The following is a 22,929-nucleotide window of genomic DNA, read 5'->3' as shown; positions in this document are numbered from 1 at the left end:
CGGGGCCTGGGCGGGGCGGCGGGCCTGGCGGGGCGGGACGGCAGGCTTGGTGTGACGGGGAGACGGGGCGGCGGGCCCGCCGGGACGGGAGGCGGGCCCGCCGCGTCCTCAGGCGCCGGGGCGGTCGGGCTGGCGGACCGTCACGGTGGGGTCGCCCCGCTCGATCAGCGCGTCGATCTCGGCGGACCGCAGGCCGCGCAGCGTGAGCACCCGCCGGCCCCAGCGGTGCAGCCGGCACGGGTGCGGGCTCGCGTCGTTGCGGCAGACCGTCCCGCCCGACCAGCGCCGGGGCGCGTGCACCACCACCGCGCGCACCGCGAACTGCGCGTCCTCCCCCGTGATGTACGGCGGCAGCGGGATCTCCCGGAGCGTCTCCCCCGACTCCTCGGCACCGAGGGGGGTCGCGGGACGGACGGTACGGGTGGCGGTGCTGCTCATCGGTTAAGCCTCCACAGAGGATGGACGGACCGGGACAGCAGAAACGTACGGCCGCTCCGCGGCGGCGCGACGGACAAACTGTCCCCCCGGGCGCTCAGGACCGGCCGGGGTCAGCCGACCTGGAAGCCGAGCGCCCGAGCCAGCAACAGCGCCTGCTCGGCGTCGATCAGCGCGTCGGCCCGCTCCACCTCGGTCGGGTCGAGCGCGGACAGGTCGCTGCCGCGCAGGTCGGCGCGGGACAGCCGGGAGCCGTGCAGCTGGGCCCCGGACAGGTCGACGCCGGTGACCGTGGCACCGGTCAGGTCGGCGCCGGTCAGGTCCACCTCGCGCATCCGCACGTCGGTCAGGCGCGCCCCACGCAGGTCGGCCCCCGGCAGTGCCACGAACGACCAGTCCCCGCCGTCGATCCGCAGCGGACGCAGGTCGCACTCCTCGAAGCTGCTGCCGACCAGCTTGCAGCCGGTGAACTCGGCGTCGAAGAGGTTGCACCGTTTGAAGACACAGCGGGTGAAGGCCGAGTCGGTGTGCCGGGAGGCGTTGAACGCCACGTTGCCGAAGGTGCAGTCGGTGAAGACGGCGCCCAGGCTGACCGCCTCGGTCAGGTCCACGTGGAAGAACTCGCAGCGCACGAAGTGCCGGTCGACCAACTCCTCGCCGTACCAGTCCTCGTGGCGGAAAGTGGCGTCCTCGGTCGGCTCCAGCACCTGGTCAGCCTACTGGGCAAGCCGGCGTCTTCCGCACAGCCCGTACCGGACAGTAGGTTCGACGGGTGAGTGTGGCGCGCAGCAGCGACCCCGACCGGCTCGGCTTCGATCCCGCCCGGCTGGCGCGGATCGACGAACACTTCGGCAGGTACGTCGACGAGGGGCGGCTCGCCGGCTGGCAGATCGTCGTCACCCGCCGGGGCGAGATCGCCCACTCCTCGACCTACGGCCTGCGGGACCGGGAGGCGGGCATTCCTGTCGAGCCGGACACCCTCTGGCGCATCTACTCGATGACCAAGCCGATCACCTCCGTCGCGGCGATGATGCTGTGGGAGGAGGGCCGGTTCGAGCTGACCGACCCGGTCAGCCGCTGGCTGCCGGAGTTCGCCGACGCCCGGGTCTACGACAGGGGCCCGGTGACCAGTCCGTACACGGTGCCGGCGGCCGAGCCGATCCGGATCTGGCACCTGCTCACCCACACCGCCGGGCTGACGTACGGCTTCGCCCAGGTCTCCGTGGTCGACGGCCTGTACCGGGCCGCCGGCTTCGACCTCAGCGTGCCCGCCGGGGCCGACCTGACCGCCGCCACGCGGACCCTGGCCCGGCTGCCGCTGCTCTTCCAGCCGGGCAGCAGCTGGAACTACGGGGTCTCCACCGACGTGCTCGGCCGGCTCGTCGAGGTCGTCTCCGGACGGCGGCTGGACCAGTTCCTCGCCGACCGGATCCTGCGCCCGCTGGGCATGACCGACACCCGCTGGTGGGTCGACGAGCCGGACACCCGGCGGCTGGCCGCCCTGTACGCCCCGAACCCGGCGACCGGCCAGACGTTCCGCGCCGACGCGATCGGCCGGGCCGCGCTGACCGAGCCGTCGTGGCTGTCCGGCGGCGGCGGGCTGGTCTCGACGGCCGCCGACTACCACCGGTTCACCCAGATGCTGCTGCGCGGCGGCGAGCTGGACGGCGTACGCCTGCTCGGGCCCCGGACGGTGCGCTTCATGACCCGCAACCACCTGCCCGGCGGTCGGGACCTGGCCTCGTTCTCCCCGTCCGGGTTCGCCGAGACGGTGCTGGAGGGCATCGGGTTCGGGCTCGGCTTCGCCGTGGTGCAGGACCCGGTCCCGGCCCGGGTGCCGAGCAGCGTCGGCGAGTACTACTGGGGCGGGATGGCCAGCACCGCGTTCTGGGTGGACCCGGTGGAGGAGATCACGGCGCTGCTGTTCACCCAGCTCCTGCCGTCGAGCACCTACCCGCTGCGGTCGCAGCTGCGCCAGCTCGTCTACTCCGCCCTCGTCGACTGAGCCCGGTCGGGCCGCCTCCAGAAGGCGGCCGATCGCCGAGCGGCGAGCGGCGAGCCGTGGTCTCCCCGCCCGGGATCGCCGGAACGGCACCGCCGGGGCGCTCGGCTCCCTAGCCTGGGGACGGACGACGACGGTCGTGCGGCGCGGGAGGCGGTCAGGCGATGAGCGACATCGTGGTGTTCGGGGCCGGCGGCACGGCGGGTTCGCGGATCACCGCCGAGGCGGTGAACCGGGGTCATCGGGTGACCGCGGCGGTGCGCCGGCCGGAGGCGGTCAGCTACCTGCCGGCCGGGGTCGACCTGGTCACCGGCGACGCCACCTCGGCGCGCAGCGTACGGGAGCTGGCCCCGGGCGCGGACGCGATCGTGGTGGCGGTCGGCGGCGGGGAACGGGCGCTGTGGCGGGACGCGGCGGAGAACCTGATCACGGTGCTGCGGGACCTGCCGAATCCGCCCCGGGTGATCCACGTCGGCGGCGGGGCGACCCTGCTCGGCCCGAGGGGTGTCCCGTTCGTTGAGGAGCCGGACTTCCCCGAGGAGTACCGGGACGCCGCGCTGGGCCAGGCCGACGCGCTGGCCTGGTACCGGTCCTCGGCCGAGGGGGTGACCTGGACGTACGTCTCCCCACCCCCGCTGGAGTTCCACCCCGGCGAGCGCACGGGCCGCTACCGGACCGGCACGGAAGAGCCGGTCACCGACGAGCGGGGCCGCGCGGTGCTGAGCTACGAGGACCTGGCCGTCGCCGTCGTGGACGAGATCGAGCACCCGCGCTTCGAGAACATGCGCTTCACCGCCGGATACTGAGCCGCCGGGTTCCGGCTCACCGACGCCGAGCCTCGTGCCGACAATCGTCTAGCCGGTCCCCGCCGAGCGGGGGCGGGCTGCGGTCCGTCCCGTGGGCTGGGCCGGCACCCGGGGCCGCACGGTCGGCCGCCACGCCCGGCCGTTGGCGTAGATCACCCGGAAGCCCAGGTACGCCGCCAGGGGCGCCCAGTGTGCGGAGCCCATCCGCAACTCGGCCGCGTTGTGCCGGTGCCCGTTTGCGAGCACGTCGAGCAGCACGGTCTCGAACGCGGCGGACTCCACCCAGTCGACCTCGCGGGTGAAGCCGCAGATCAGCGCGGCGCCGGTGACGTCGAGGAAGTCGCGCAGCACGGCGTCGGACGCCCGCAGCACCGAGCAGCTGCCGAAGTAGAGCCGTCGGCCGTCGCACCGGCCGGCGATCCGCTCGGCCACGTCGGCGAGATCGACGGAGTCCCAGTCGGTGAGGCAGAGCCGGCTCGGCTCGCCGTGCATGGCGAAGAAGCCCACCCGGTAGTCGGCGTACTGCTTGAGCAGCCAGCGGTCGAGGAAGTAGAAGAGCTCGTCCCGGGTGGCCGCGTCCTTGTGGATGAACCGGATCTTGCCGAGCCGTTCGAGCAGTTCGAGGGTCGGCAGGACCGATCCGCGCTCGTTGAGGTCGCGGTGCCACTGCCCCTCGACACAGAAGACGCCACCGCGTGCCACAGCCACCTCCCAGCCCTCCGGTGACGTTACCCGCCGGCCGCCCGCGCCCCGACGGTCACCCTCCGTCGGATCCGATTCACGTTTCCGTCGCGCCGCGCCCGGCGTACCGTTTCGGCCGCTCTGTGCATCGGCGGCGCGCAATGGGGCGTACCCATTTCGCCCTTCTTTCCCGGCAGATCCCCGGGCGCGAGCCAAACCGAGAACAATTCCGGTTATTTGCCTCCAAGAGGACGCCACGATGCGAGGGTGGAACGGACGGGACGTCCCGGCCGACGGACCCGGCTCACCCCATTCGCTCTCCTTACGGGAGGACTTCCGTGCGTGCCAAAACCTTGAAGCGGGCCATGGTCGCGTTCGCCCTGGCGTTGCCGGGTGCCGCGATCGCCACGGTGGTGGCCGCCCCGCCGGCCCATGCCGACGGCTGCTACACCTGGAAACGCAACCTGTACCAGGGGCGCTCCGGCGACGACGTCCGCCAGCTCCAGATCCGGGTCGCCGGGTGGGCCGGCACCCGGGACATCGTGGAGAACGACGGCCGGTACGGCCCGAAGACCGCCGCCGCGGTCAAGCGCTTCCAATCGGCGTACGGGCTGAAGGCCGACGGGGTCGCCGGGCCGCAGACGTACACCAAGCTGTACGCGCTCCAGGACAACGACTGCACCCCACGTCACTTCAGCTACCAGGAGTTGGACGACGGCTGCGGGCGGGGCGGCTGGAGCGGAGGCCCGCTGTCGGCGACGAAGACGAAGGCCAACGCGCTGCGCACCATGTGGAAGCTGGAGGCGCTGCGGCGCGACCTCGGGGACAAGCCGGTGCTCGTCACCAGCGGCTTCCGTAGCAAGGAGTGCAACCAGCAGGTCGGTGGGGCATCGGACAGCCAGCACCTCTACGGCACCGCCGCCGACCTCGTCCCCCGCGACTCGTCGTTGTGCGACGCCGCCCGCGCGGCCCGCGACCACGGTTTCAGCGGCATCTACGGCCCCGGGTACCCGGACCACGACGACCACGTCCACGTGGACTCCCGCCGGGAGAACAACAGCGACCAGACATCGAACACGACCGTCTGGTCCGCGCCGGACTGCGGGATCGGCGCCGGCAGCGACTGACCGGAGCCGCCAGGCGGGACACCGTCGGCCCGGCCGCGAGGACTGACTGTGAGGCTGACCTGGTCGGTCCGTAGGTGATGGCTTGACCGCCAGTTAGCGGCTGGCGTGTCTCATCACAGTCAGTCCACCCTCCGTCGGCCCCTTTCGAGCTGCCCCGTTTACGCGCCCGCTCCATCGGTAGCACAAACGGGGCAGCTCCATAGGGGCCGACAGACAGGTCCCCGACCGGATGCGGGAGGCAATCGTCCGGCCGCCACCGGATCAAGAGACGGCCCACGAGGAAGCACGCGGGGCGTAGGGAGCTGCGGCGATGGCCGGGTCAGGCGAGGCCTGCGTCGTGGACCAGGATGGCGACCTGGACCCGGTTGTTCAGGTCCAGCTTGGTGAGCAGGCGGGAGACGTACGCCTTGACCGTCGCCACGCTCATGAACAGCTCGGCGGAGATCTCGGCGTTGGTCCGGCCCTGACCCAGCGCGACCGCGACCTCCCGTTCCCGCTCGCTGAGCCCGGCCAGCAACCGCAGCGCCCGTTCACGGCGGGGATCGACGCCGGCCGGCCCGGACGCGGTGACGTGCCGGATCAGTTGCCGGGTGACCGTCGGTGAGAGAGTGGCCTCCCCAGCGGCGACCCGGCGCACCGCCCGGACGATCTCGGCGGGCGGGGTGTCCTTGAGCAGGAACCCGGCCGCCCCGGCGCGCAGTGCCCGCAGCACCTGGTCGTCGGCGTCGAAGGTGGTCAGGACGAGGACCTCGGGCGGGCGGGGCTGGGCGCGCAGCGCCTCGGTGGCGGCGAGCCCGTCCACCCGGGGCATCCGGATGTCCATCAGCACCACGTCGGGCGCGCAGGCGGCGACGGCGGCCGGCACCTGGTCGCCGTCGGCGGCCTCGCCGACCACCCGCAGGTCGGGCACGCCGCCGAGGATCATCGACAGGCCGGCCCGGACCAGGGCGTCGTCGTCGACGATCAGCACCCGCACGGGCTCCGGACGAGCCGCCCCGGCACCCGTGTCGTGTTCCCGCCCGGTCATGCCGGCCAGGGTAGCCAGGCGGTCAGCCGGAAGTCGCCGGACCCGTCCCGCCCGTGCTCCAGGTGCCCGCCGGCCAGGCTGACCCGCTCGGCGACGCCGACCAGGCCGGTCCCGGTGCCGGGGATGACGGGCTGCCACCCGGCCCCCACCGGCCAGCGGTTGCGAACGTCGACGGTCAGCCCATCGCCGGGCGCCCCGGAGAGCCGGACGGTGGCGGCCGCGCCCGGCGCGTGCTTGCGGGCGTTGGTCAGCCCCTCCTGGACGATCCGGTACGCGCCGCGCCCGAGCGCGACGGGCGCGGTCCCGGCCGCTTCGACGGTGTCGACCACCTCCACCCGCATGCCGGCGGCCCGGGACTCCGCGACCAGTGTGGGTACGTCGGCCAGGGTGGGCTGTGGCCGCTCCACCGCGGCCGGCTGCGGCGTCGTCGCCGACCGGGCCGCCGGGGCGGGGGCGGGTCCGGGGCGGGCCGACCCGGCCGGCACCTGGCCCGACGACGCCGGGCCGGGTGGGGGCGGGTCGTCGGCGCGCAGGACGCCGATGACCTCGCGCAGGTCCTGGAGGGCGGCGTGGGCGCTCTCCCGGATCACGCCGGCCGCCCGGGCGACCTCCTCCGGCGGCGCGTCCGGCCGGAACTCCAGCGCGCCGGCGTGCAGGCTGAGCAGGGAGATCCGGTGCGCCAGCACATCGTGCATCTCCCGGGCGATCCGGGTGCGCTCCAGCTGCCGGGCCTGCGCCACCCGGAGCTGCTGCTCCGCCTCGGCCCGGTCGGCCCGGTCGCGCAGGGACAGGATGAGCTGCCGCCGGGCCCGGACGAACATCCCCCAGGCGAGCACCGAGCCGGTGAAGACGGCCGCCCAGGCCAGCTCGCCCCAGAATCCGATCACCGGGTCGGGGCGGAGCATCGCGTAGCTGACGCTGGTCAGCGCGCTGCCGCCGAACACCAGCGCGATCTGCGACAACGGCCGGTGCACCACGACCGTGAACATGATGGCCACGAGGACCACCCCGGCGGTCGCCGAGAACAGCCCGAGCGGCAGGATGGCCACCGCCAGGCCGAAGGGCCAGCGGCGGCGCAGCCACAGCGCCGCGCAGGCCAGCAGCCCGAGCACCGTGTCTAGGTCCTGCAACCACTCGTACGGCAGCCGCCCGGCCAGCTCCGGGTCGGGCTGGCGGGCGTCCCAGGCGACGGAGACGGCCCAGCCGAGGGCGAACAGGAAGAGGTGGACGTCCACCAGCCAGTCGCGGGCGGTCCGTCGGGGTCGCGCCCCGGACGACGCCACGTCGGCGAGGGCGCCCGGCAGCAGCCAGGGATGATCCGGTACGGCGGCGCTGGTCACCACCCCATGCTAGGAAGGCCGCGGCCCCGCCGACAGCTACCAAAGTCGACGCCGACCGTGGCCGGAGGTCGACGTGGTTCTCGACCGGTGACCGCAGCGCCCGGCCGGGTGGCGCGGGCAGGCTCGACCCATGATCGAAGTTGAGCACCTGACCAAGCGGTACGGCGGCCACGCCGCCGTCGACGACGTCAGCTTCACCTGCGCGCCGGGCAGCGTCACCGGCTTCCTCGGCCCGAACGGGGCCGGCAAGTCCACCACGATGCGGATGATCTGCGGGCTGGCCCCGCCGAGCGCGGGCACCGCCACCGTCTGCGGGGTGCCGTACCGGCGGCTGGCGAATCCGGGCCGGGAGGTCGGGGTGCTGCTGGACGCCTCGGCGCAGCACGCGGGGCGGACCGGGCGGGAGGTGCTGACGCTGGCCGCCATCACGATGGGCGTGCCCCGGCGGGAGGTCGACGTGAAGCTCGACCAGGTCGGGCTGGGCGCGGGTGCCGCGCGGCGGCGCGTCGGGGCGTACTCGTTGGGGATGCGGCAGCGACTCGGCCTGGCGCACGCGCTGCTGGGCGACCCCCGGGTGCTGATCCTGGACGAGCCGGCGAACGGCCTGGACCCGGAGGGCATCTTCTGGATGCGCGGCCTGCTGCGCGACTTCGCCGACCGGGGCGGCGCCGTGCTGCTCTCCTCCCACCTGCTGCGGGAGGTGGAGGCGGTGGCCGACCAGTTGGTGGTGATCGGGGGTGGTCGGGTGGTCGCCTCCGGCGACACGGACGAGTTGCTGGCCGACGCCGGCACGCTGGTCCGGGCCCGCGACGGGGAGGCCCTGCGGCGGGCGCTGGCAGAGGCTGGCCTCGCCGCGACGGGCGCCACCGGCCCGGCCGCGTCGCCCGGCGGCGGGCTGCTGGTCCAGGCCGAGCCCGGTGTGGTCGGGCAGGCAGCGGCGGACGCGGGGGTCGTCCTCACCGAGCTGCGCCCGGCCGGTGCCGGCGGCCTGGAACAGCTCTTCCTCACCCTCACCGGCGGCACGTCCACGAAGGAGACCACGGCATGAGCGCGAGCACCGCCCCCACCGCACCCGCCGTCGCCCCGCCGGCTCACCCGGGGGTACGCGGACCGTCGCTGCCCCGGCTGACCGCCGTGGAGCTGCGCAAGCTCGTCGACACCCGGGCCGGCCGGTGGCTGCTGGTCGGCATCGGCCTGGTCTCCGTCGCGATCGTCGTGGTGCAACTGTGGGTGCTGGCCGACGACGAACAGACGTTCACCGCGTTCTTCGTCCCGCAGTTGCTGCCCGCCGGCCTGCTCCTGCCGATACTGGGCATCCTGTCCATCACCGGGGAGTGGTCCCAGCGCACCGCGCTGACCACGTACGCGCTGGTGCCCCGCCGGGAGCGGGTGATCGCCGCGAAACTCGCCGCGGTGGTGCTGGCCGCGCTGGCGTCGGTGCTGGTCACCCTGGCCGTCGCCGCGGTCGGCACGCTGGTCGCGAAGGCGACGGGCGGGTCGGGCGACTGGTCGTTCGAGGCCGCCCGGCTGTTCCACGCGGTGGTCCTGCAGGTGCTGGGGGTGCTGATGGGCGCGGCGTTCGGCCTGCTGCTGCTGAACACCCCGCTGGCGGTGGTCACCTACCTGCTGCTGCCCACGGTCTGGGCGGTGCTGGCCGGCATGGTCGCGGCGCTGCGGGAGCCGGCCCGCTGGCTGGACACCAGCGTCACCATGGAGCCGCTCTTCGGTCCCGAGGTGACCGCCGGCCAGTGGGGGCGAATGGCCGTGTCGGTGCTGGTCTGGGCGGTGCTGCCGCTGGCGGCCGGGCTCGTCCGCACGCTGCGCCGGGAGGTGTCCTGACCGTGGGGGCCGGGGACGCGCCGACGCGGGTCGACGGCGGGGCGGGCGAGCTGGCGGTCATGTGGGGCGGCTTCCCGCTGGTCGGGGCCGGCGCCGGCTGGCTGCTCACCGCCGTCGCCGGCCCGGTCGCCGGGCTGCCGTGGGTGCCCGCGCAGGGCTGGTTCGAGCTGCTGGCCAAGCTGCCCGAGCCCCGGGCCACGGCCGGGGCGGTGGCGCTCGGCGCGCTGGCCGGGCTCGTCGTGGCCGGGATCGGCACCCGGGAGCGGCTGCGGGTCGAGGTGACTGCGGACCGGGTCCGGCTGCGCCGCGACGGGCAGGACCGGGAGATCACCCGCCGATCCGTGCGGGTGGTATTCGTCGACCGGCGGGACCTGGTGCTGCTGGGCGACGGGGAGGAGGAGCTGGCCCGGGAGCGCGGCGACGTGAGCGCCGGGCGGCTGGCCGCCGCGTTCCGGGGGCACGGCTGGCCGTGGGCGGACGCGGACCCGTACCGGGACGCGTACCGGCGGTGGGTGGAGGGGCTGCCGGGGCTGCCTGCGGGGGCGGACGCCCTGCTGCGGGCGCGGCAACACGCGGTGGACCGGGGTCGGCGCGGGGACGCCGACGACCTGCGGCGGGAGCTGGCCCGGCTCGGGGTGGTGGTGCGGGACGAGGAGAAGCGGCAGTACTGGCGGCTGACCCGGCGGGCGGCCCCGGGGTGAAATGTCCCCGCATCCGCGCGCGGAGCTTCTCGTTGGACATCTACGTCCGTCACAATACGGAGGCAGTTCTCCACCGACGGCGACGTGGCCGGAACGAGAGGGGACCGACGATGACCTCCAGGGAGAGTGCGCCGGGCGGCGGCACGGGGATCTTTCGGCGCAAGTCGGTCGAGGAGATCGCCGACGAGACCGACGAGGGGCTGTCCCGGTCCCTCGGGTTGTGGCAACTCACCGCGATCGGGGTGGGCGGGATCATCGGCGCCGGCATCTTCGCCCTGGCCGGGGCGGTGGCGCACGAGACGGCCGGCCCGGCCGTGCTCCTCTCGTTCCTGATCGCCGGCCTGGCCAGCGCGGCGGCGGCCCTGTCGTACGCCGAGTTCGCCGGCATGATCCCGAAGGCCGGCTCGGCCTACACCTACGGGTACGTGGTGCTCGGCGAGGCCGTGGGCTGGTTCATCGGCTGGGACCTGCTGCTGGAGTACACGGCGATCGTGGCGGTGGTCGCGATCAGCATCTCCGGGTACTTCGGTTTCCTCCTCGGGGAGCTGGGCCTGGCGCTGCCCGACTGGGTGCTGGGCGCGCCGGGCACCGGCGACGGGCACGTGGTGGACCTGTTCGCGGTGCTGCTCTGCCTGCTCATCGCGTTCCTGCTCAACCGGGGGATCTCCTCGGCGGCCCGGTTCGAGACGTTCGTGGTCGGGCTGAAGGTGGCCGTGGTGCTGCTGGTGATCGTGGTCGGCTTCTTCCACGTGAAGACCGCGAACTACTCGCCGTTCTTCCCGTTCGGGGTCGGCGGGGCGTTCACCGGCGCGGCCACTGTCTTCTTCGCCGTATTCGGGTACGACGCGATGAGCACCGCGGCGGAGGAGGCGAAGGACTCCCGCCGGCACATGCCGAAGGCGATCGTCTGGTCGCTGGCCATCTCGATGGTGCTGTACGTGCTGGCCACGCTGGTGCTGACCGGGATGCAGAACTACCGGGACATCGATCCGGAGAGCGGCTTCTCCTCGGCGTTCGCGTCGGTGGGGCTGTCCGGGCTGGCCAGCGTCATCGCCGTCGGGGCGATCATCGGCATCCTGACGGTGATGTTCACGTTCATGCTCGGGGTGACCCGGGTGTGGTTCTCGATGAGCCGGGACGGCCTGATGCCGGCCTGGTTCGGCAAGCTGCACCCGGTGCGCCGGGTGCCCAGCCGGGTCACCTGGATCGTGGGCGTCGGCTCGGCGCTGATCGCCGGGTTCCTGCCGATCCGGCAGGCCGCCGAGCTGACCAACATCGGCATCCTGCTGGCGTTCGTGGTGGTCTGCGTCGCGGTGATCGTGCTGCGCTACCGCCGCCCGGACGCGCCGCGCACGTTCCGGCTGCCGGGGATGCCGGTGGTGCCGGCGCTCGGCGCGCTGTTCTCGATCTGGCTGATCACCTTCCTGAACCCGGTGACCTGGCTGCGGTTCGGGGTGTGGTTCCTGCTCGGCGCGCTGGTCTACGGGCTCTACGGTTACCGGCGCTCGGCGTTGGCCGACCGGCGCTGAGGGCGGCCCACCGAGGCGAGCAGCTCGTCCAGCGCGTCGACCTCGGCCCAGCCGTTGACCGAGACCCGGCCGGCGGCGTCGACGGTCACCTCGACCCGGTCCGGGGTCCGGGGCAGCTCGTCGAGCAGCTCCGGGAAGCGGTCGTTGAGCAGCGCGAACTCCTGGTTGGTGGAGCCCACCCAGGGCCGGTCGGTGTCGACCAGGTCGGCGCGGAACGGCCCGGCGACCAGCAGGTCGGTCTCGGCCAGCAGGGCGGCCACTTCCTCGCGTCCGCTGTCGACGGCGCGGCGCAGGCCGTCGCGGGTGTAGCCGGTGAAGGTCATCACCGACCGCCCGGCCCGGCGCACCCCGGCGGCCACCTCGGCCAGCGCGCCGGCCTGGTCGAACGGCTCGCCGCCGAGCAGGGTCACCCCCTCGGTGCCGGCGGCGAGGACCCGCTCGACCAGCTCGGTCGGCGCGACGAGTTCCCCGCCCCGGAAGGTCCAGAGCTGGGGGTTGAAGCAGCCCGGGCAGCGGATCGCACAGCCCTGCACCCACAGGGCGGTCCGCTCGCCGGGCCCCTCGGCCCGGGTCGAGGCGAGGAACCGGGCCAGCGCCACCAGTTCCGGCCCGGCGGCTGAGCGCCGCACCGGGCCGGTCTCAGAAATCGAGTACGCGTCCACCGGACATCCCCGGGTGGGCGGGCGGGCCGGCGGGCGGCACGCAGACCAGCAGGTCGCGCAGGTGGGCGTACTCGTGCGGGGCCAGCTCGGCGGCGGCGGCGAACTCGGCGACGCTGCCGAACCCCCGGCGGGCATCCCGGGCGGCGAGCACCCGCCCGGCGCGGGCGGCGTCGAAGCCGGGGAGCGCGGCGAGCTGCTCCGCCCCGACGGCGTTGACGTCCACCGGGGACGGCGCGGCCGGGGACGGCGGGGTGGTGGGCGGGCCGAAGACCGGTGTGCCGAAGCTCAGCGGCGTGCCGAAGCCCAGCGGCGCGGAGGTCGGGTCGACCATGGGCAGCGGCGGGCCGGCGGTCGGGTCGCCCGGGATCTTCGTCGCGGCCGGGCCGGTGGCCCAGTACCCGGCCTGCTGCCCGACGACGGGAGAACCGGAGACGGTGCCGCCGAAAGCTCCGCCCGCCGGCGGGCCGGGGGGCGGGGCGAGGCCCCCCGGCGGGTACGCGTACCCGGGCCAGCCCGGCGCCGGCTGGGCGTACCCGGGCCAGCCCGGCGCGGGCTGGGCGTACCCGGGCCGGTGGCCGGCCCGCCACCGCAACCAGAACACGTTGACCACGAGGGCGTGTCCGGCGCTGACGACCCAGGCCAGGAACCACAGGACGGCGAACCAGGTGCTGGCGGCGCTGTCCACCTCGGCGACGTCGAATGCGATGAGGCTGCCCCAGCCGACGAGCAGGTAGACGATGCCGGAGATCCACCACGCCGCGCGCCGGGCCCGGATGCCCACGTAGAGGAAGCCGACCCCGCCGAAGCAGCTGAATCCGAGGATCGGAAAGAGCACCCACCAGCTGTGCCGCAGCCGCCACCAGACGCGGGCCCCGGGCGAGCGCACCGGCGGCGCGGCGGCCCAGGTGGGTGGGCCGGGCGGCGGCGGGTACCCCTTCGGGCCGGCATCGGGCGGGTACGCCGCCGGGCCCGACGCGGGCGGCCAACCGTCAGGCCCGGTCGACATCGTGCTGCTCGTCGGCGACGACGGTGTCCACCCGGTCGCGGTCGGCCGTGTACGCGCTGCGCACCGTCCGCGCGTCGAGCAGGTCCTCCAGCACGGCCACGTAGTCGAGGCAGCTCTCGCCGAGCAGTCCCTGGGTCTCGGCGCTGACCGAGCCGTCGGGGTTGACGGTGACGACGACGCGGGGCTGCCCGGTCACCGGTCCCGCTCCTGCACGGCGAAGACCAGCCGGACCGAGGCGTCCTCGGTGACCTGCTCCGATTCCAGTCGCAGCCCGGCGGCCGGGGCCTGGGCCCGCAGCCTTTCCAGCACCGCACCCTGCACCTGCCGCCCGTACGCGGCGTCGATTGAGCGGATGATCTCCACTGCCCGTTCCTCGTCGACCTCGCCGCTGAGGTGCGCGGTCCAGATGCCGTCCGGGCCGCGGTGGAAGCCGGCCCGTACCCCGGCCCAGTCGGCGGTGATCTCGTCGGCGGCGACGGTCACCGCCGCGTCGGTGTCCCGTAGCGCGGCGGCGAGCAGCGCCTCGTCGCGCATCCGGGTCTGCACCTGGCAGACCATCCGGCCCTCGCCGTCGCGGTCGGCGGTGGCGGCGTGCGCGGCGGCCACGGTGGCCACCGCCAGGGGTACGAGTATCAGCGAGATGCTCACCGGCGCTCTCCTGTCGTCGTCGTGGTGATGGCGGGGGGCGGGGCCGGCATCAGAACTCCACCGCCCGGCCCCCGTGCCCGCCGCCCGGCAGCCCCGGGCCACCCGCCGGACGGGGGTCGAGGTCCCAGTCCTCGGCGGCGGTCGCGGCGACCGCCCGGTGTTCCGCCCAGCTCCGCACGGCGGCGATCCGCTCGGCCTGGGTGATACTCAATGGAACCATGTTGACGAGTGCGCGCAACAGGTCGTCGCGGCGCAGCGGCCGGCGCTCGGCGTACGCGTCGACGAGCCCGGCGACGACGGCCTGCTCGATCTCCGCGCCGGAGTAGCCGTCGCTGAGCCCGGCCAGCTCGGCCAGCAGTCCCGAGTCGACGGTCAGCTCCCCGGCCACGGCCGGGTGCCGCAGCCGGCGGGCGACATGCAGGCTCCAGATCGAGGCGCGTTCGGCCCGGGTCGGCAGGTCGACGAAGAAGATCTCGTCGAAGCGCCCCTTGCGCAGCAGCTCCGGCGGCAGGGCGGCGAAGTCGTTGGCGGTGGCGATGACGAAGACCGGTCTGGTCTTCTCCTGCATCCAGGTCAGGAACGAGCCGAAGACCCGGGCGGAGGTGCCCGAGTCGCCGCCCGCGCCGCCGGCGAAGCCCTTCTCGATCTCGTCGAGCCAGAGCACGCAGGGCGCGGTCGCCTCGGCGATCCGAATCGCCTCGCGCATGTTCTGCTCGCTGGAGCCGACCAGCCCGGCGAAGACCTTGCCGATGTCCAGCCGCAGCAGCGGCAGCCCCCAGGCCGCGGCGACCGCCTTCGCGGTCAGCGACTTTCCGCAGCCCGGGACGCCGGTGATCAGCACTCCGCGCGGGGCCGGCAACCCGTACGCGGCGGCCTCGGCGAGCCAGGCACCCTCCCGCTTGGCCAGCCAGCGCTTGAGGTTCTCCAGGCCGCCGACGTCGGCGAGCGCCACCGGGGCGTCGAGGAACTCCAGCAGCCCGCTGCGCCGGACGACCTGCCGCTTCTCCTCGTGCACCAGCCGCAGGTCGCCGGCGTCGAGCACCCCGTCGTCCACCATGGCCCGGGCGAACGCGTTCTCCGCCTCGTGCAGGGTCAGCCCGAGGGCCGCCTTGGCGAACCGTTCCCGGCCCCGCTCGTCCAGGTCGATGCGGATCCGGCCGGTGGCCGCGTTGGCGACGATGATCCCGTCCAGCACCGCACGGATCTCCGGCTCGGTGGGCAGCGGGAAGTCGACGACCGTGACGTCCTTGGCCAGCTCGACCGGGAGGTCCGGCACCGGGGACAGCAGGACCAGGGTGCGTGGCACGGGGCCGCTGCGGTAGGCCACGGCCAGCTCGCGCAGCCGGCGGACCACCCCCGGGTCGGCGGGCCGGCCGCCAGCGCCGAGCGCGGGGTGCAGGTCGGAGATGACCAGCAGGGCCGGCTCGTCGATCCGCCAGGCCGCGTCGAGGGCGGCGATCGGATCGGTGGTGCCCTGCCGCCGGTTGCCGTCGGGCGGCACCAGGCCCCGGGTCGCCGACCAGGTCCAGACCCCGCGCGGGGTCCGGACCAGGGCGATGTCGTGGGCGACGGCGGCGATCTCGCCGAGCACCCGCTGCTCCTCGTACGAGCAGACCTGGAGCACCGGGACGCGGGCCTTGAGCAACTGGGACAGGGTGTCGCGGAAGGCTCCCACCATCGCAGTTCCTCCCCCCCAAGGACGCGCCGAGCCGGCCAGACTCTAGCACCGACGGTCCTGGCCGGGGCGGCCGTCAGAAGCGGTACGCCGTGCCGTACTCCGGCACCAGCACCCGGGTGCGGGGGGACACCGCGCGCACCGCCGCGACCAGCGCGTTGAGCCGGTCACGGTCGGCCGGGGCGACCGTCGGCGGGTTGACCAGCGGCGTCTCGAAGTTGTCCCAGTGCACCGGCACCACGACCTTCGGGTGGTCGAGGGCGGCCATCAGCCGGGGCACGTAGTCGGCGGTGGCGGTGCCGGACTGGAGGGCGATCATCGCCACGTCCGGGGCCAGCCCGGTGAGGTCGCGCTCGACGAAGTCGCTGGCGCCCATGAAGAACACGGCCGGGCCGCCGGCGATCCGCACCTGGTAGGCGAGGGTGTCGCCCTCCGGCAGGTCGGCGATCGTCTCGGGCCGGGCCGGCGGGGTCACCCGCACCCCGGGGAAGGCCATCGAGTACGACGCGTTGCGGCTGTGCAGCGAGCCGACCACCTCGACGGTGTGGTCGCCGAACTGGAGCACCTCCCCGCCCTTGACGGGGCTGAGCTGCCCGACCGGCAGCCCGTACGCCAACCCGAGGTGGTACGCGGTGAGCGTGCCGAACACGCGCGCGCCGGTGCGCTCGGCGATCCGGGGCACGTCGTTGAAGTGGTCCCAGTGGGTGTGGGTCACCAGGATCGTGCTGGCCCGGTCGACGTACCGGTCGAGGACGTCCTCGGCGACGGTGAGGGACTTCTGCTGGTTGAAGTTCCCGGTGAACAGCCCAGTGTCGTACCGGCTGAGGTACGGGTCGACCAGCACCGTCCGGTTGCCGATGTCGATCCGCCAGCCGGAGGTGCCCCACCAGCGGAAGCTGACGGCTCCGGTGCGGCGGGGGGCGGGGGCCGGGGTGGGCGCGGCGGCCCGGGCCGGGGCTGCCGGTCCGGTGGCGGCGGCGAGGCCGCCGACGGTGACCAGGGCGGCTCCGGCGGCGGCGTCGCGCAGCAGGCGGCGGCGGTCGAGGTGGTTCTCGGGCATGGTGGGTTCTCCCCGTCAGGTGGTGCGGAAGGTACCCCCCGACCTCACCACCGCGCCCGGGGCCACGTCCAAGATCGACGGCACGCACGGCCGATACGCGATCGGGTATCGGCCCAGCCCAGCGGCCCTTCCCGGCGGCGACGGGCCGGGAAAATCAGCCGTCGCGCAGGGCCTCGACGGCGATCCGCGCCGCCTCGCCCATGGCCAGGTCCACGTCGATGCGGCGGGTCGCCAGCCGCTCGGTGCGGGCGAACACCGCCATCGCGTACCGGCGACCGTCGGGGTACTCGGCGACCCCGGCCTCCAGGTGCAGGCCGGGCAGGGTGCCGGTCTTGGCGCGGACCCGCACGCCGGGCGGGAAGCCGGAGGCGAGCCGGGTCCAGAAGAGCTGCCGGTCCATCAGCTCCCGGACCGCCGCGCAGGCCGGCGCCGGGCCGGCCTCGTCGCGCCAGATCAGGCCGAGCAGCCGGGTCATCTCCCGGGCGGTGCTCGACGTGGTGTGCGCGGGGTCGAGCACCCGCATGGCCCGGACCCGCTCGTCGGAGAGGGTGGGGAAGATCCGGGCGAACTCCGCCTCGGTGCGGGCACCCACGTCGGCGAGCATCGTCTCCACCAGCTCGCGGGGGCCGCCGACGATCCGGGTACGCGGCAACCCCAGCTCGGCGGCGAGCATCGGCAGCACGTCCCGGCCGACCCGGCGCAGCAGCAGGTCGGCGGCCGTGTTGTCGCTGACCGACATGGCGAAGTACGCCAGGTCGCGCAGCGACACCTCGGCGTCGTCGGCGCAGCCGGCCACCCCCCAGCCGCCGAGCCGGTCCGCCGCCCGGACCAGCACCCGCTCGGTCGGGTCAAGCTGCCCGACGCTGGCCTGCCGGGCGAACTCCAGCACCAGAAGGATCTTGAAGACCGACGCGATGACCACCTGCTCGTCGGCGCGCACCGCCACCTCGCGGGCCGGGCCGCCCGCCCGCCCCGGGTCCGCGTCGCAGTTCACCCGCCCCGGGTCCGCGTCGCCGGGAACCCGTTCCGGGTCGTCGTCGACGTCGACCACGTGCAGGCTGGCCGCCACCCCGGCCCGGCCGAAGACGTCCGCGATTCGCTCCCCCACCGTCACCCCGGCACCGTACCGGCGGGCGAGTCCCGGGCGTCGGCCCGCCACCGTCGCCGCGCGGAGGGGCCGCCGTCACGCGGACGGACGGGCCGCCGTCACGCGGACGGGCCGTCCCGGGTGTCGCCGCCCCGTTCCCCGCCCCGCCCTCCCGGCCTGGCCGCTGGCGTAGGGTCGACGGCCGTGGACCTGCTCCGGCACCTGCGACACTTCGTGGTGGTCGCCCGCGAGCTGCACTTCGGGCGGGCGGCCGAGACGCTGGGCATGGCGCAGCCGCCGCTGAGCCAGTCGATCCAGCGGCTGGAGCGGGAGCTGACCGTCGAGCTGTTCGACCGGTCCCGCCGGCAGGTGCGGCTGACCACCGCCGGCCAGCTCCTGCTCGGCGAGGCCGACGAGCTGCTCGCCGCCGAGCAGCGGGCGCGCAACCTGATGCGCCAGGTCCGGGCCGGGACGCTCGGGGTGCTGCGGGCCGGGGTGCCGCCGGAGACCCCGGCGGTGACGCTGCGCGAGCTGCTGGACCGGCTCGCCGCGCGGGCCCCCGGGCTGGACGTCGACCTGCACGAGCTGACCAGCGCCGAGCAGGTCCGGATGCTCGCGCAGCGGCGGCTGGACGTGGGGCTGCTGCACCACCCGGTCAGCGCCGACGGGCTGCGGTTCGGGCCTGTGGTGGCCGTACCGCTGGGGGTGGTGCTGCCCCGCGCGTCGCCGCTGGCGCGGCCCCGGGAGGTCGAGCTGGCGGCGCTGGCCGGTCTGGACCTGATCGCCGCGCCCCGGGCGACGGCGCCCCAGTGGCACGACCACGTCCTGGACGTGTGCCGGCGGCACGGCTTCACGCCGGGGCGGGTGCGGCCGGCCCGGAACCCGGAGTTCCTGTTCGGGTTGGTGCTGGCCGGCGGGGCGGTGGCCGTCGAGCCGGCGGCGGTGGCCCGGCGGGAGCCGCGCGTCGTCTGGCGGCCGGTCGCGGGGTCGCCGCTGGTGAAGCGCACCTCGGCGGCCTGGCCGCAGCGCGCCGGCCACCCCGCCGCCCCGGTCTTCGGGGAGCTGGCCGCCGGGGTGCTGGCCGACGCGGGCCCGACGCCGCCGACCGACCCGCTCACCCCTGGCCTGCGCCCCTGGCCGGTGCTGTTCGAACCCCGATCGGCGGATTCACCCCCGTAAAAGTTCCCCGGCGCTCTCCCGGTGTTCACACCTCCGCCGTTAACATCGCTGAGCATGAATACAAAGAGCGTCACCCGCTCGCTGTCCGGGCGGCTGATCACGGCGTTCGCACTGGCCGTGGCACTGGTGACACCCGTCGTGGCGAGCACCTCCGCGTCGGCGGCGGCCCCGCTGACCGTCGCTCAGGCGCTGGCCGCCCAGGACGGCCGCGCGGCCACCGTCACCGGGTACGTCATCGGTCAGCCGACCGCGACGTCCACGGTGATCACGTCCGGATACACGGCGGACACGGCGATCGCCATCGCCGACACCGCCGCCGAGACCAGCACGAGCAGGATGCTCTACGTCCAGGTGACCGCCGCGTACCGGAGCGGCTTCGGGCTGCTGACCAACCCGGGGCTGCGGGGCAAACAGGTCACCACCACCGGGGCGCTGACCGCGTACTTCAGCCACGGCGGGCTGAAGAACCCGACCGCGATGAGCCTCGGCGGCGGCAGCACCCCCGGCCCGACGCCGACCGCGTCGCCCACCGCCACGCCCACCCCGTCGCCCAGCCCGACCGGCGGCTCCGGCCCGTACGACTCGACGTACTACCTCAACGCCGTCGGCAAGACCGGCACCGCGCTGCGCAACTCGCTGCACACCATCGTCAGTACGCAGACGAAGCTCAGCTACGACCAGGTGTGGGAGGCGTTGAAGGACACCGACCAGGACCCGGCGAACGCCAACAACGTGCTGCTGCTCTACACCGGCCGGTCGCAGAGCAAGACCACCAACGGCGGCGGGGTCAACGACTGGAACCGGGAGCACGTCTGGGCCAAGTCGCACGGGGACTTCGGCACTGCCACCGGGCCGGGCACCGACGTGCACCACCTGCGCCCCGAGGACGTCTCGGTCAACTCGACGCGCGGCAACAAGGACTTCGACAACGGCGGCAGCGCCGTCTCGGAGGCCGCCGGCTGCTACACCGACTCCGACTCGTTCGAGCCGCGCAACGCCGTCAAGGGCGACGTGGCCCGCATGATCATGTACATGGCGATCCGGTACGAGGGCGGCGACGGCTGGCCGAACCTGGAGATGAACAACTCCGTGTCCAACGGCAGCGCGCCGTACCTGGGCAAGCTGTCGGTGCTGCTCTCCTGGAACCAGCTCGACCCGCCGGACGCCTTCGAGCAGCGCCGCAACCAGGTCATCTACGACCGCTGGCAGGGCAACCGCAACCCGTTCATCGACCACCCGGAGTGGGCCGCCGCGATCTGGAACTGACCGCCCGCCCGTTCGTTCGGCCGCCGGGGCCGCCCGGTTGTCGCACATCACTTACCCGGGGCCGTGAGGGAACGGCCGGAAGGGGTACGACAACCGGGTGGCACGGCCGGGCCGGACGGCGGGCGGGAACGCTCCCGCACCGGCCGGCCCCGGACGAATGGGAGAGGCAGGCGAATGGCGAACACGGTTCCCGACATCGCACTCAACGACGGCAACACCATCCCGCAGCTCGGCTTCGGGGTGTTCCAGATCGAGCCGAAGGACACCGCCGAGGCGGTCGGCCGGGCCCTGGAGATCGGTTACCGGCACATCGACACCGCCGAGATGTACGGCAACGAGGCCGAGGTGGGTCAGGCGGTTCGCGCCTCCGGCCTGGGCCGTGACGAGGTCTTCGTCACCAGCAAGCTGAACAACGGCTTCCACCGCCCGGACGACGCCCGCAGGGCGTTCGACTCCACGCTCGCGGCGCTGAAGATGGACCACATCGACCTGTTCCTGATCCACTGGCCGCTGCCCACCCGCTACGACGGCGACTTCGTCTCGACGTGGAAGGTGCTGGAGGAGTTCCAGCGCGACGGCCGGGCCCGCTCCATCGGGGTGTCGAACTTCCAGGTGCCGCACCTGGAGCGGCTGGCCGCCGAGGCGACCGTGACGCCGGCGGTGAACCAGATCGAGGTGCACCCGTACCTGGGCAACGAGGAGGTGCGCGCGTACGACAGCGCGCACGACATCCGCACCGAGGCGTGGGCCCCGATCGCGCAGGGCAAGGTGCTCGACGACCCGACCCTGCTCGACATCGCCGAGCAGGTCGGCCGGACCGTGGCCCAGGTCGTGCTGCGCTGGCACGTGCAGCGCGGCGACATCGTCTTCCCCAAGTCGACCACCCCGAGCCGGGTCGAGGAGAACTTCCGGATCTTCGACTTCGAGCTGGACGACGCGACGATGGCCCGGATCAGCGGCCTGGACAAGGGCGAGGCGGGCCGGCAGGGGCCGAACCCGGACACCTTCGACTACCTCCCCGGCTGAGAGCGGACGCGTCGGGCCCTCGTCACCGCCCTCGCGGCCGGTGGGGAGGGCCCGCTTCCGCAGCCGGCCGGGCCCCGTGCCGCTCGCCTCAGGCCGGCGCGACCACATCGACCAGGAAGACCTGGCTGTCTGACGCTGTGCACTGCTGACGGGCCAGTTCCGCGCCGCTGGCCTTCGCGTTTCCCTTGATGCCGAAACAGGCGTCGTTCGCCACCGAGCGCAGCCGGTAGGCGCTCGCCCCGGCGGGCTCGAACCGGAACAGTTGCCGGGAACCGCCGGCCGCGCAGTCCGTCCAGGGCTCGACCAGGCCCGTCCCGGGGCCGGCATCGCGCACCGTCAGGCACCCGATGCCCTGGGTCGGGTGGTTCCACTTCATCTGGTGCAGGCCGTCGGCCACGAGTTGCAGGATGGTCTGTGGCGGCTCCGCACCCGCGCAGGCCCGCTGGACCACGACGGCGTGTTCGTACTGTCCCGTGCTGTCCCGGCCCTCGGTCAGGCACAACCCGGGAACGCCCACCGGGCGGATCCGCACCACGCTTCCTCCGGTGGCCAGGCGCGGGCCGGCGGGCGCGGGCGTGGACGCGTCAGCCGCACCCGGCGGCGCGGCCGGTTCCTCTTCGCGGAGCAGGACCATCGCGCCGACGGCGACCAGCACGGCCACCCCGATCCCCACGCGACGTCGCCACGTGGCCGGCGGAACCGCCGGGCGTGCCGGTGGCGGCGGAACCGTTGCCGGGGAACTGCTCGCGGCCAACCGGGCGCGAGCCGCCGACCAGCTCGTGACCTGTTCCTCGCTCCCCGTGCAGGCGCGCACGAAGGCGGTCAGCACCTCCGGCCGTGGCAGGTTGGGCCGGCTCGCCGCCATTGGACAAGCTGAGGAGACAACCACGGGGGGTCGGGGCGGGGGGAGACAGTCGATCCTTCCGCCCCGGCGGATTCACCCGGTGGTGCGGGGACAGCCGCTCAGGAGCTGACCCGTTCGGCGAGCCGGTGGAACACGGCCTCGGTCGGCGAGCCCGGCGCGGCGACGTAGACGATGAGACGTTGGTCGGCGTCGGGCACGTGCAGCACCCGGCACTCGAACTCCAGCGGCCCCAGCTCGGGGTGCGGCACCCGCTTCACCACCGGTCGGCGCTCGGCCACGTCGTGCTCGGCCCAGAGCCCGGCGAACCGCGGCGAGACACCGAGCAGCTCGGTGACCATCTCGGCCAGCCCTCGGTCGCCCGGGTACCGGCCGTACGCCGCGCGCAGGTCGGCCACCGATGTCCGGACGAACCGCCGGACGTCCGGATCGTCCCAGGACGTGTCCGCGTCGGGTCGGCCGAACATCCAGCGGATCATGTTCGGCTTCCCGGTCACGCCGTCGCCGACGAAGAAGGTGGCCAGCCGGTTGCCGGCGAGCAGGTCGTACTTCGCGTCGACCAGGTACGCCGGGGTCAGCGTCATGCTGTCGAGCAGGTGGCGCAGCCCGTCGGACACCTCCCGGCTGGGCCCCGGCGACGGCGGCGGGCTCTCCCCGGCCACCCGGAACAGGTACTCCCGCTCGTCCCGGGAGAGCAGCAGCGCCCGGGCCAGGGCGGCGAGCACCTGCCGGGACGGGTACGGGCCGCGCCCCTGTTCGAGGCGGACGTAGTAGTCGACGGACATCCCGGCGAGCTGGGCGACCTCCTGGCGGCGCAGGCCGGGGGTGCGTCGGCGTACCCCGTCGGGCAGGCCGACCTCGGCGGGCCGCAGCCGGGTCCGCCGGCTGCGCAGGAATGCCGCCAGCTCGTCGCGTCGCAATCCGCTCGTCGTCATGCCCCCAGTCTGCCCCGGCCGGACGGGCCGAGGGTG

Annotated in this window: 24 protein-coding genes; 10 read left to right on the top strand and 14 right to left on the bottom strand. The window is 74.2% G+C overall.

The features are described 5' to 3' along the window. Positions 1–108 precede the first annotated feature (108 nt). A complete protein-coding gene (locus GVV04_RS11955; protein ID WP_161687536.1) occupies positions 109–438 on the bottom strand; it encodes a hypothetical protein in 330 nt (109 codons plus the stop codon). 110 nt (positions 439–548) lie between these two features. Further along, positions 549–1,142: a pentapeptide repeat-containing protein gene (locus tag GVV04_RS11950; protein ID WP_161687534.1), complete on the bottom strand. Its 594-nt coding sequence runs from the start codon at positions 1,140–1,142 to the stop codon at positions 549–551. Positions 1,143–1,207: 65 nt separating this feature from the next. On the opposite strand from GVV04_RS11950, the gene GVV04_RS11945 reads away from it, so the two are divergent. Together GVV04_RS11945 and GVV04_RS11940 are read left to right on the top strand one after the other, a co-directional pair. Next, positions 1,208–2,440 carry a serine hydrolase domain-containing protein gene (locus tag GVV04_RS11945; RefSeq protein WP_161687532.1) on the top strand — a complete coding sequence of 411 codons (1,233 nt, stop codon included), beginning with the start codon at positions 1,208–1,210 and terminating at the stop codon, positions 2,438–2,440. 161 nt (positions 2,441–2,601) lie between these two features. Continuing rightward, the gene (locus GVV04_RS11940; RefSeq protein ID WP_161687531.1) at positions 2,602–3,243 is read left to right on the top strand and encodes an NAD(P)-dependent oxidoreductase; all 642 of its coding nucleotides are present in this window, start codon (positions 2,602–2,604) and stop codon (positions 3,241–3,243) included. A 48-nt stretch (positions 3,244–3,291) separates the two neighbouring features. On the opposite strand, the gene GVV04_RS11935 is transcribed toward GVV04_RS11940, so the two are convergent. Continuing rightward, positions 3,292–3,945: a DUF6642 family protein gene (locus tag GVV04_RS11935; protein WP_161687529.1), complete on the bottom strand. Its 654-nt coding sequence runs from the start codon at positions 3,943–3,945 to the stop codon at positions 3,292–3,294. A gap of 317 nt (positions 3,946–4,262) precedes the next feature. Between GVV04_RS11935 and GVV04_RS11930 the strand changes: the two genes are divergently transcribed. Next, positions 4,263–5,051 carry a D-Ala-D-Ala carboxypeptidase family metallohydrolase gene (locus GVV04_RS11930; RefSeq protein ID WP_161687527.1) on the top strand — a complete coding sequence of 263 codons (789 nt, stop codon included), beginning with the start codon at positions 4,263–4,265 and terminating at the stop codon, positions 5,049–5,051. 319 nt (positions 5,052–5,370) lie between these two features. Here the strand turns inward: GVV04_RS11930 and GVV04_RS11925 are convergent, their stop codons facing one another. Continuing rightward, positions 5,371–6,096, bottom strand: a complete 726-nt coding sequence (locus tag GVV04_RS11925) for a response regulator (protein ID WP_407938797.1) — start codon at positions 6,094–6,096, stop codon at positions 5,371–5,373. Further along, positions 6,075–7,418 (bottom strand): sensor histidine kinase, encoded by a 1,344-nt coding sequence (locus GVV04_RS11920; RefSeq protein WP_161687523.1) that lies wholly within the window; start codon positions 7,416–7,418, stop codon positions 6,075–6,077. Before GVV04_RS11920 ends, GVV04_RS11925 begins: the two co-directional genes overlap by 22 nt. A 130-nt stretch (positions 7,419–7,548) precedes the next feature. Here GVV04_RS11920 and GVV04_RS11915 point away from each other — a divergent pair, with 130 nt between their 5' ends. From GVV04_RS11915 to GVV04_RS11900, 4 genes are all read left to right on the top strand, one after another. Then, the gene (locus GVV04_RS11915; protein WP_161687521.1) at positions 7,549–8,466 is read left to right on the top strand and encodes an ABC transporter ATP-binding protein; all 918 of its coding nucleotides are present in this window, start codon (positions 7,549–7,551) and stop codon (positions 8,464–8,466) included. Then, positions 8,463–9,257, top strand: coding sequence for an ABC transporter permease (locus tag GVV04_RS11910; RefSeq protein ID WP_161687519.1), 795 nt, complete (start codon positions 8,463–8,465; stop codon positions 9,255–9,257). Before GVV04_RS11915 ends, GVV04_RS11910 begins: the two co-directional genes overlap by 4 nt. Before the next feature lie 2 nt (positions 9,258–9,259). Next, on the top strand, positions 9,260–9,958 hold the full coding sequence (locus GVV04_RS11905; RefSeq protein ID WP_328822329.1) for a YqeB family protein: 699 nt from the start codon (positions 9,260–9,262) through the stop codon (positions 9,956–9,958). A gap of 110 nt (positions 9,959–10,068) precedes the next feature. Further along, a complete protein-coding gene (locus GVV04_RS11900) occupies positions 10,069–11,487 on the top strand; it encodes an amino acid permease (protein WP_161687517.1) in 1,419 nt (472 codons plus the stop codon). Here the strand turns inward: GVV04_RS11900 and GVV04_RS11895 are convergent. From GVV04_RS11895 to GVV04_RS11865, 7 genes are all read right to left on the bottom strand, one after another. After that, a complete protein-coding gene (locus GVV04_RS11895) occupies positions 11,454–12,149 on the bottom strand; it encodes a 4Fe-4S single cluster domain-containing protein (protein ID WP_328822328.1) in 696 nt (231 codons plus the stop codon). The genes GVV04_RS11900 and GVV04_RS11895 overlap by 34 nt on opposite strands. Then, positions 12,127–13,155: a helix-hairpin-helix domain-containing protein gene (locus GVV04_RS33040; protein ID WP_161687515.1), complete on the bottom strand. Its 1,029-nt coding sequence runs from the start codon at positions 13,153–13,155 to the stop codon at positions 12,127–12,129. The genes GVV04_RS11895 and GVV04_RS33040 overlap by 23 nt, the downstream gene beginning before the upstream one ends. Then, positions 13,139–13,351: a DUF2997 domain-containing protein gene (locus GVV04_RS11885; RefSeq protein ID WP_161687513.1), complete on the bottom strand. Its 213-nt coding sequence runs from the start codon at positions 13,349–13,351 to the stop codon at positions 13,139–13,141. The genes GVV04_RS33040 and GVV04_RS11885 overlap by 17 nt, the downstream gene beginning before the upstream one ends. Further along, the gene (locus GVV04_RS11880; RefSeq protein ID WP_161687511.1) at positions 13,348–13,803 is read right to left on the bottom strand and encodes a hypothetical protein; all 456 of its coding nucleotides are present in this window, start codon (positions 13,801–13,803) and stop codon (positions 13,348–13,350) included. Before GVV04_RS11880 ends, GVV04_RS11885 begins: the two co-directional genes overlap by 4 nt. 49 nt (positions 13,804–13,852) lie before the next feature. Beyond that, positions 13,853–15,481 carry an AAA family ATPase gene (locus GVV04_RS11875; protein WP_161687509.1) on the bottom strand — a complete coding sequence of 543 codons (1,629 nt, stop codon included), beginning with the start codon at positions 15,479–15,481 and terminating at the stop codon, positions 13,853–13,855. A 73-nt stretch (positions 15,482–15,554) separates the two neighbouring features. Beyond that, positions 15,555–16,538, bottom strand: a complete 984-nt coding sequence (locus tag GVV04_RS11870; RefSeq protein WP_161687507.1) for an MBL fold metallo-hydrolase — start codon at positions 16,536–16,538, stop codon at positions 15,555–15,557. A gap of 154 nt (positions 16,539–16,692) precedes the next feature. Beyond that, positions 16,693–17,652, bottom strand: a complete 960-nt coding sequence (locus GVV04_RS11865) for a serine hydrolase (RefSeq protein WP_161687505.1) — start codon at positions 17,650–17,652, stop codon at positions 16,693–16,695. Between the two features lie 177 nt (positions 17,653–17,829). On the opposite strand from GVV04_RS11865, the gene GVV04_RS11860 reads away from it, so the two are divergent. The 3 genes from GVV04_RS11860 to GVV04_RS11850 all read left to right on the top strand — a co-directional run bounded on the left by GVV04_RS11860 (position 17,830) and on the right by GVV04_RS11850 (position 21,096). Next, positions 17,830–18,804, top strand: a complete 975-nt coding sequence (locus GVV04_RS11860) for a LysR family transcriptional regulator (RefSeq protein WP_161687503.1) — start codon at positions 17,830–17,832, stop codon at positions 18,802–18,804. A 54-nt stretch (positions 18,805–18,858) separates the two neighbouring features. Next, positions 18,859–20,070, top strand: coding sequence for an endonuclease (locus GVV04_RS11855; RefSeq protein WP_161687501.1), 1,212 nt, complete (start codon positions 18,859–18,861; stop codon positions 20,068–20,070). 174 nt (positions 20,071–20,244) lie between these two features. Then, on the top strand, positions 20,245–21,096 hold the full coding sequence (locus GVV04_RS11850; RefSeq protein ID WP_161687499.1) for an aldo/keto reductase: 852 nt from the start codon (positions 20,245–20,247) through the stop codon (positions 21,094–21,096). 88 nt (positions 21,097–21,184) lie between these two features. On the opposite strand, the gene GVV04_RS11845 is transcribed toward GVV04_RS11850, so the two are convergent. Together GVV04_RS11845 and GVV04_RS11840 are read right to left on the bottom strand one after the other, a co-directional pair. Next, on the bottom strand, positions 21,185–21,769 hold the full coding sequence (locus GVV04_RS11845) for an RICIN domain-containing protein (protein WP_161687497.1): 585 nt from the start codon (positions 21,767–21,769) through the stop codon (positions 21,185–21,187). Positions 21,770–22,059: 290 nt separating this feature from the next. Then, the gene (locus GVV04_RS11840) at positions 22,060–22,893 is read right to left on the bottom strand and encodes a helix-turn-helix transcriptional regulator (RefSeq protein WP_161687495.1); all 834 of its coding nucleotides are present in this window, start codon (positions 22,891–22,893) and stop codon (positions 22,060–22,062) included. Between the last annotated feature and the right edge of the window lie 36 nt (positions 22,894–22,929).

The organism is Micromonospora rubida, assembly GCF_009908295.1.
Lineage (GTDB): Bacteria > Actinomycetota > Actinomycetes > Mycobacteriales > Micromonosporaceae > Micromonospora > Micromonospora rubida.
Note: the sequence above shows the minus strand (reverse complement) of the source record. Positions and strands in the feature narration are given on the sequence as shown.

Excerpts from the sequence above, each read along its gene's own strand:
- GVV04_RS11875 (WP_161687509.1), bottom strand. The coding sequence starts at position 15,481 with ATGGTGGGAGCCTTCCGCGACACCCTGTCCCAGTTGCTCAAGGCCCGC.
- GVV04_RS11840 (WP_161687495.1), bottom strand. The coding sequence starts at position 22,893 with ATGACGACGAGCGGATTGCGACGCGACGAGCTGGCGGCATTCCTGCGC.
- GVV04_RS11870 (WP_161687507.1), bottom strand. The coding sequence starts at position 16,538 with ATGCCCGAGAACCACCTCGACCGCCGCCGCCTGCTGCGCGACGCCGCC.
- GVV04_RS11850 (WP_161687499.1), top strand. The coding sequence starts at position 20,245 with ATGGCGAACACGGTTCCCGACATCGCACTCAACGACGGCAACACCATC.
- GVV04_RS11910 (WP_161687519.1), top strand. The coding sequence starts at position 8,463 with ATGAGCGCGAGCACCGCCCCCACCGCACCCGCCGTCGCCCCGCCGGCT.
- GVV04_RS11855 (WP_161687501.1), top strand. The coding sequence starts at position 18,859 with ATGAATACAAAGAGCGTCACCCGCTCGCTGTCCGGGCGGCTGATCACG.
- GVV04_RS11915 (WP_161687521.1), top strand. The coding sequence starts at position 7,549 with ATGATCGAAGTTGAGCACCTGACCAAGCGGTACGGCGGCCACGCCGCC.
- GVV04_RS11900 (WP_161687517.1), top strand. The coding sequence starts at position 10,069 with ATGACCTCCAGGGAGAGTGCGCCGGGCGGCGGCACGGGGATCTTTCGG.
- GVV04_RS11955 (WP_161687536.1), bottom strand. The coding sequence starts at position 438 with ATGAGCAGCACCGCCACCCGTACCGTCCGTCCCGCGACCCCCCTCGGT.
- GVV04_RS11940 (WP_161687531.1), top strand. The coding sequence starts at position 2,602 with ATGAGCGACATCGTGGTGTTCGGGGCCGGCGGCACGGCGGGTTCGCGG.
- GVV04_RS33040 (WP_161687515.1), bottom strand. The coding sequence starts at position 13,155 with ATGTCGACCGGGCCTGACGGTTGGCCGCCCGCGTCGGGCCCGGCGGCG.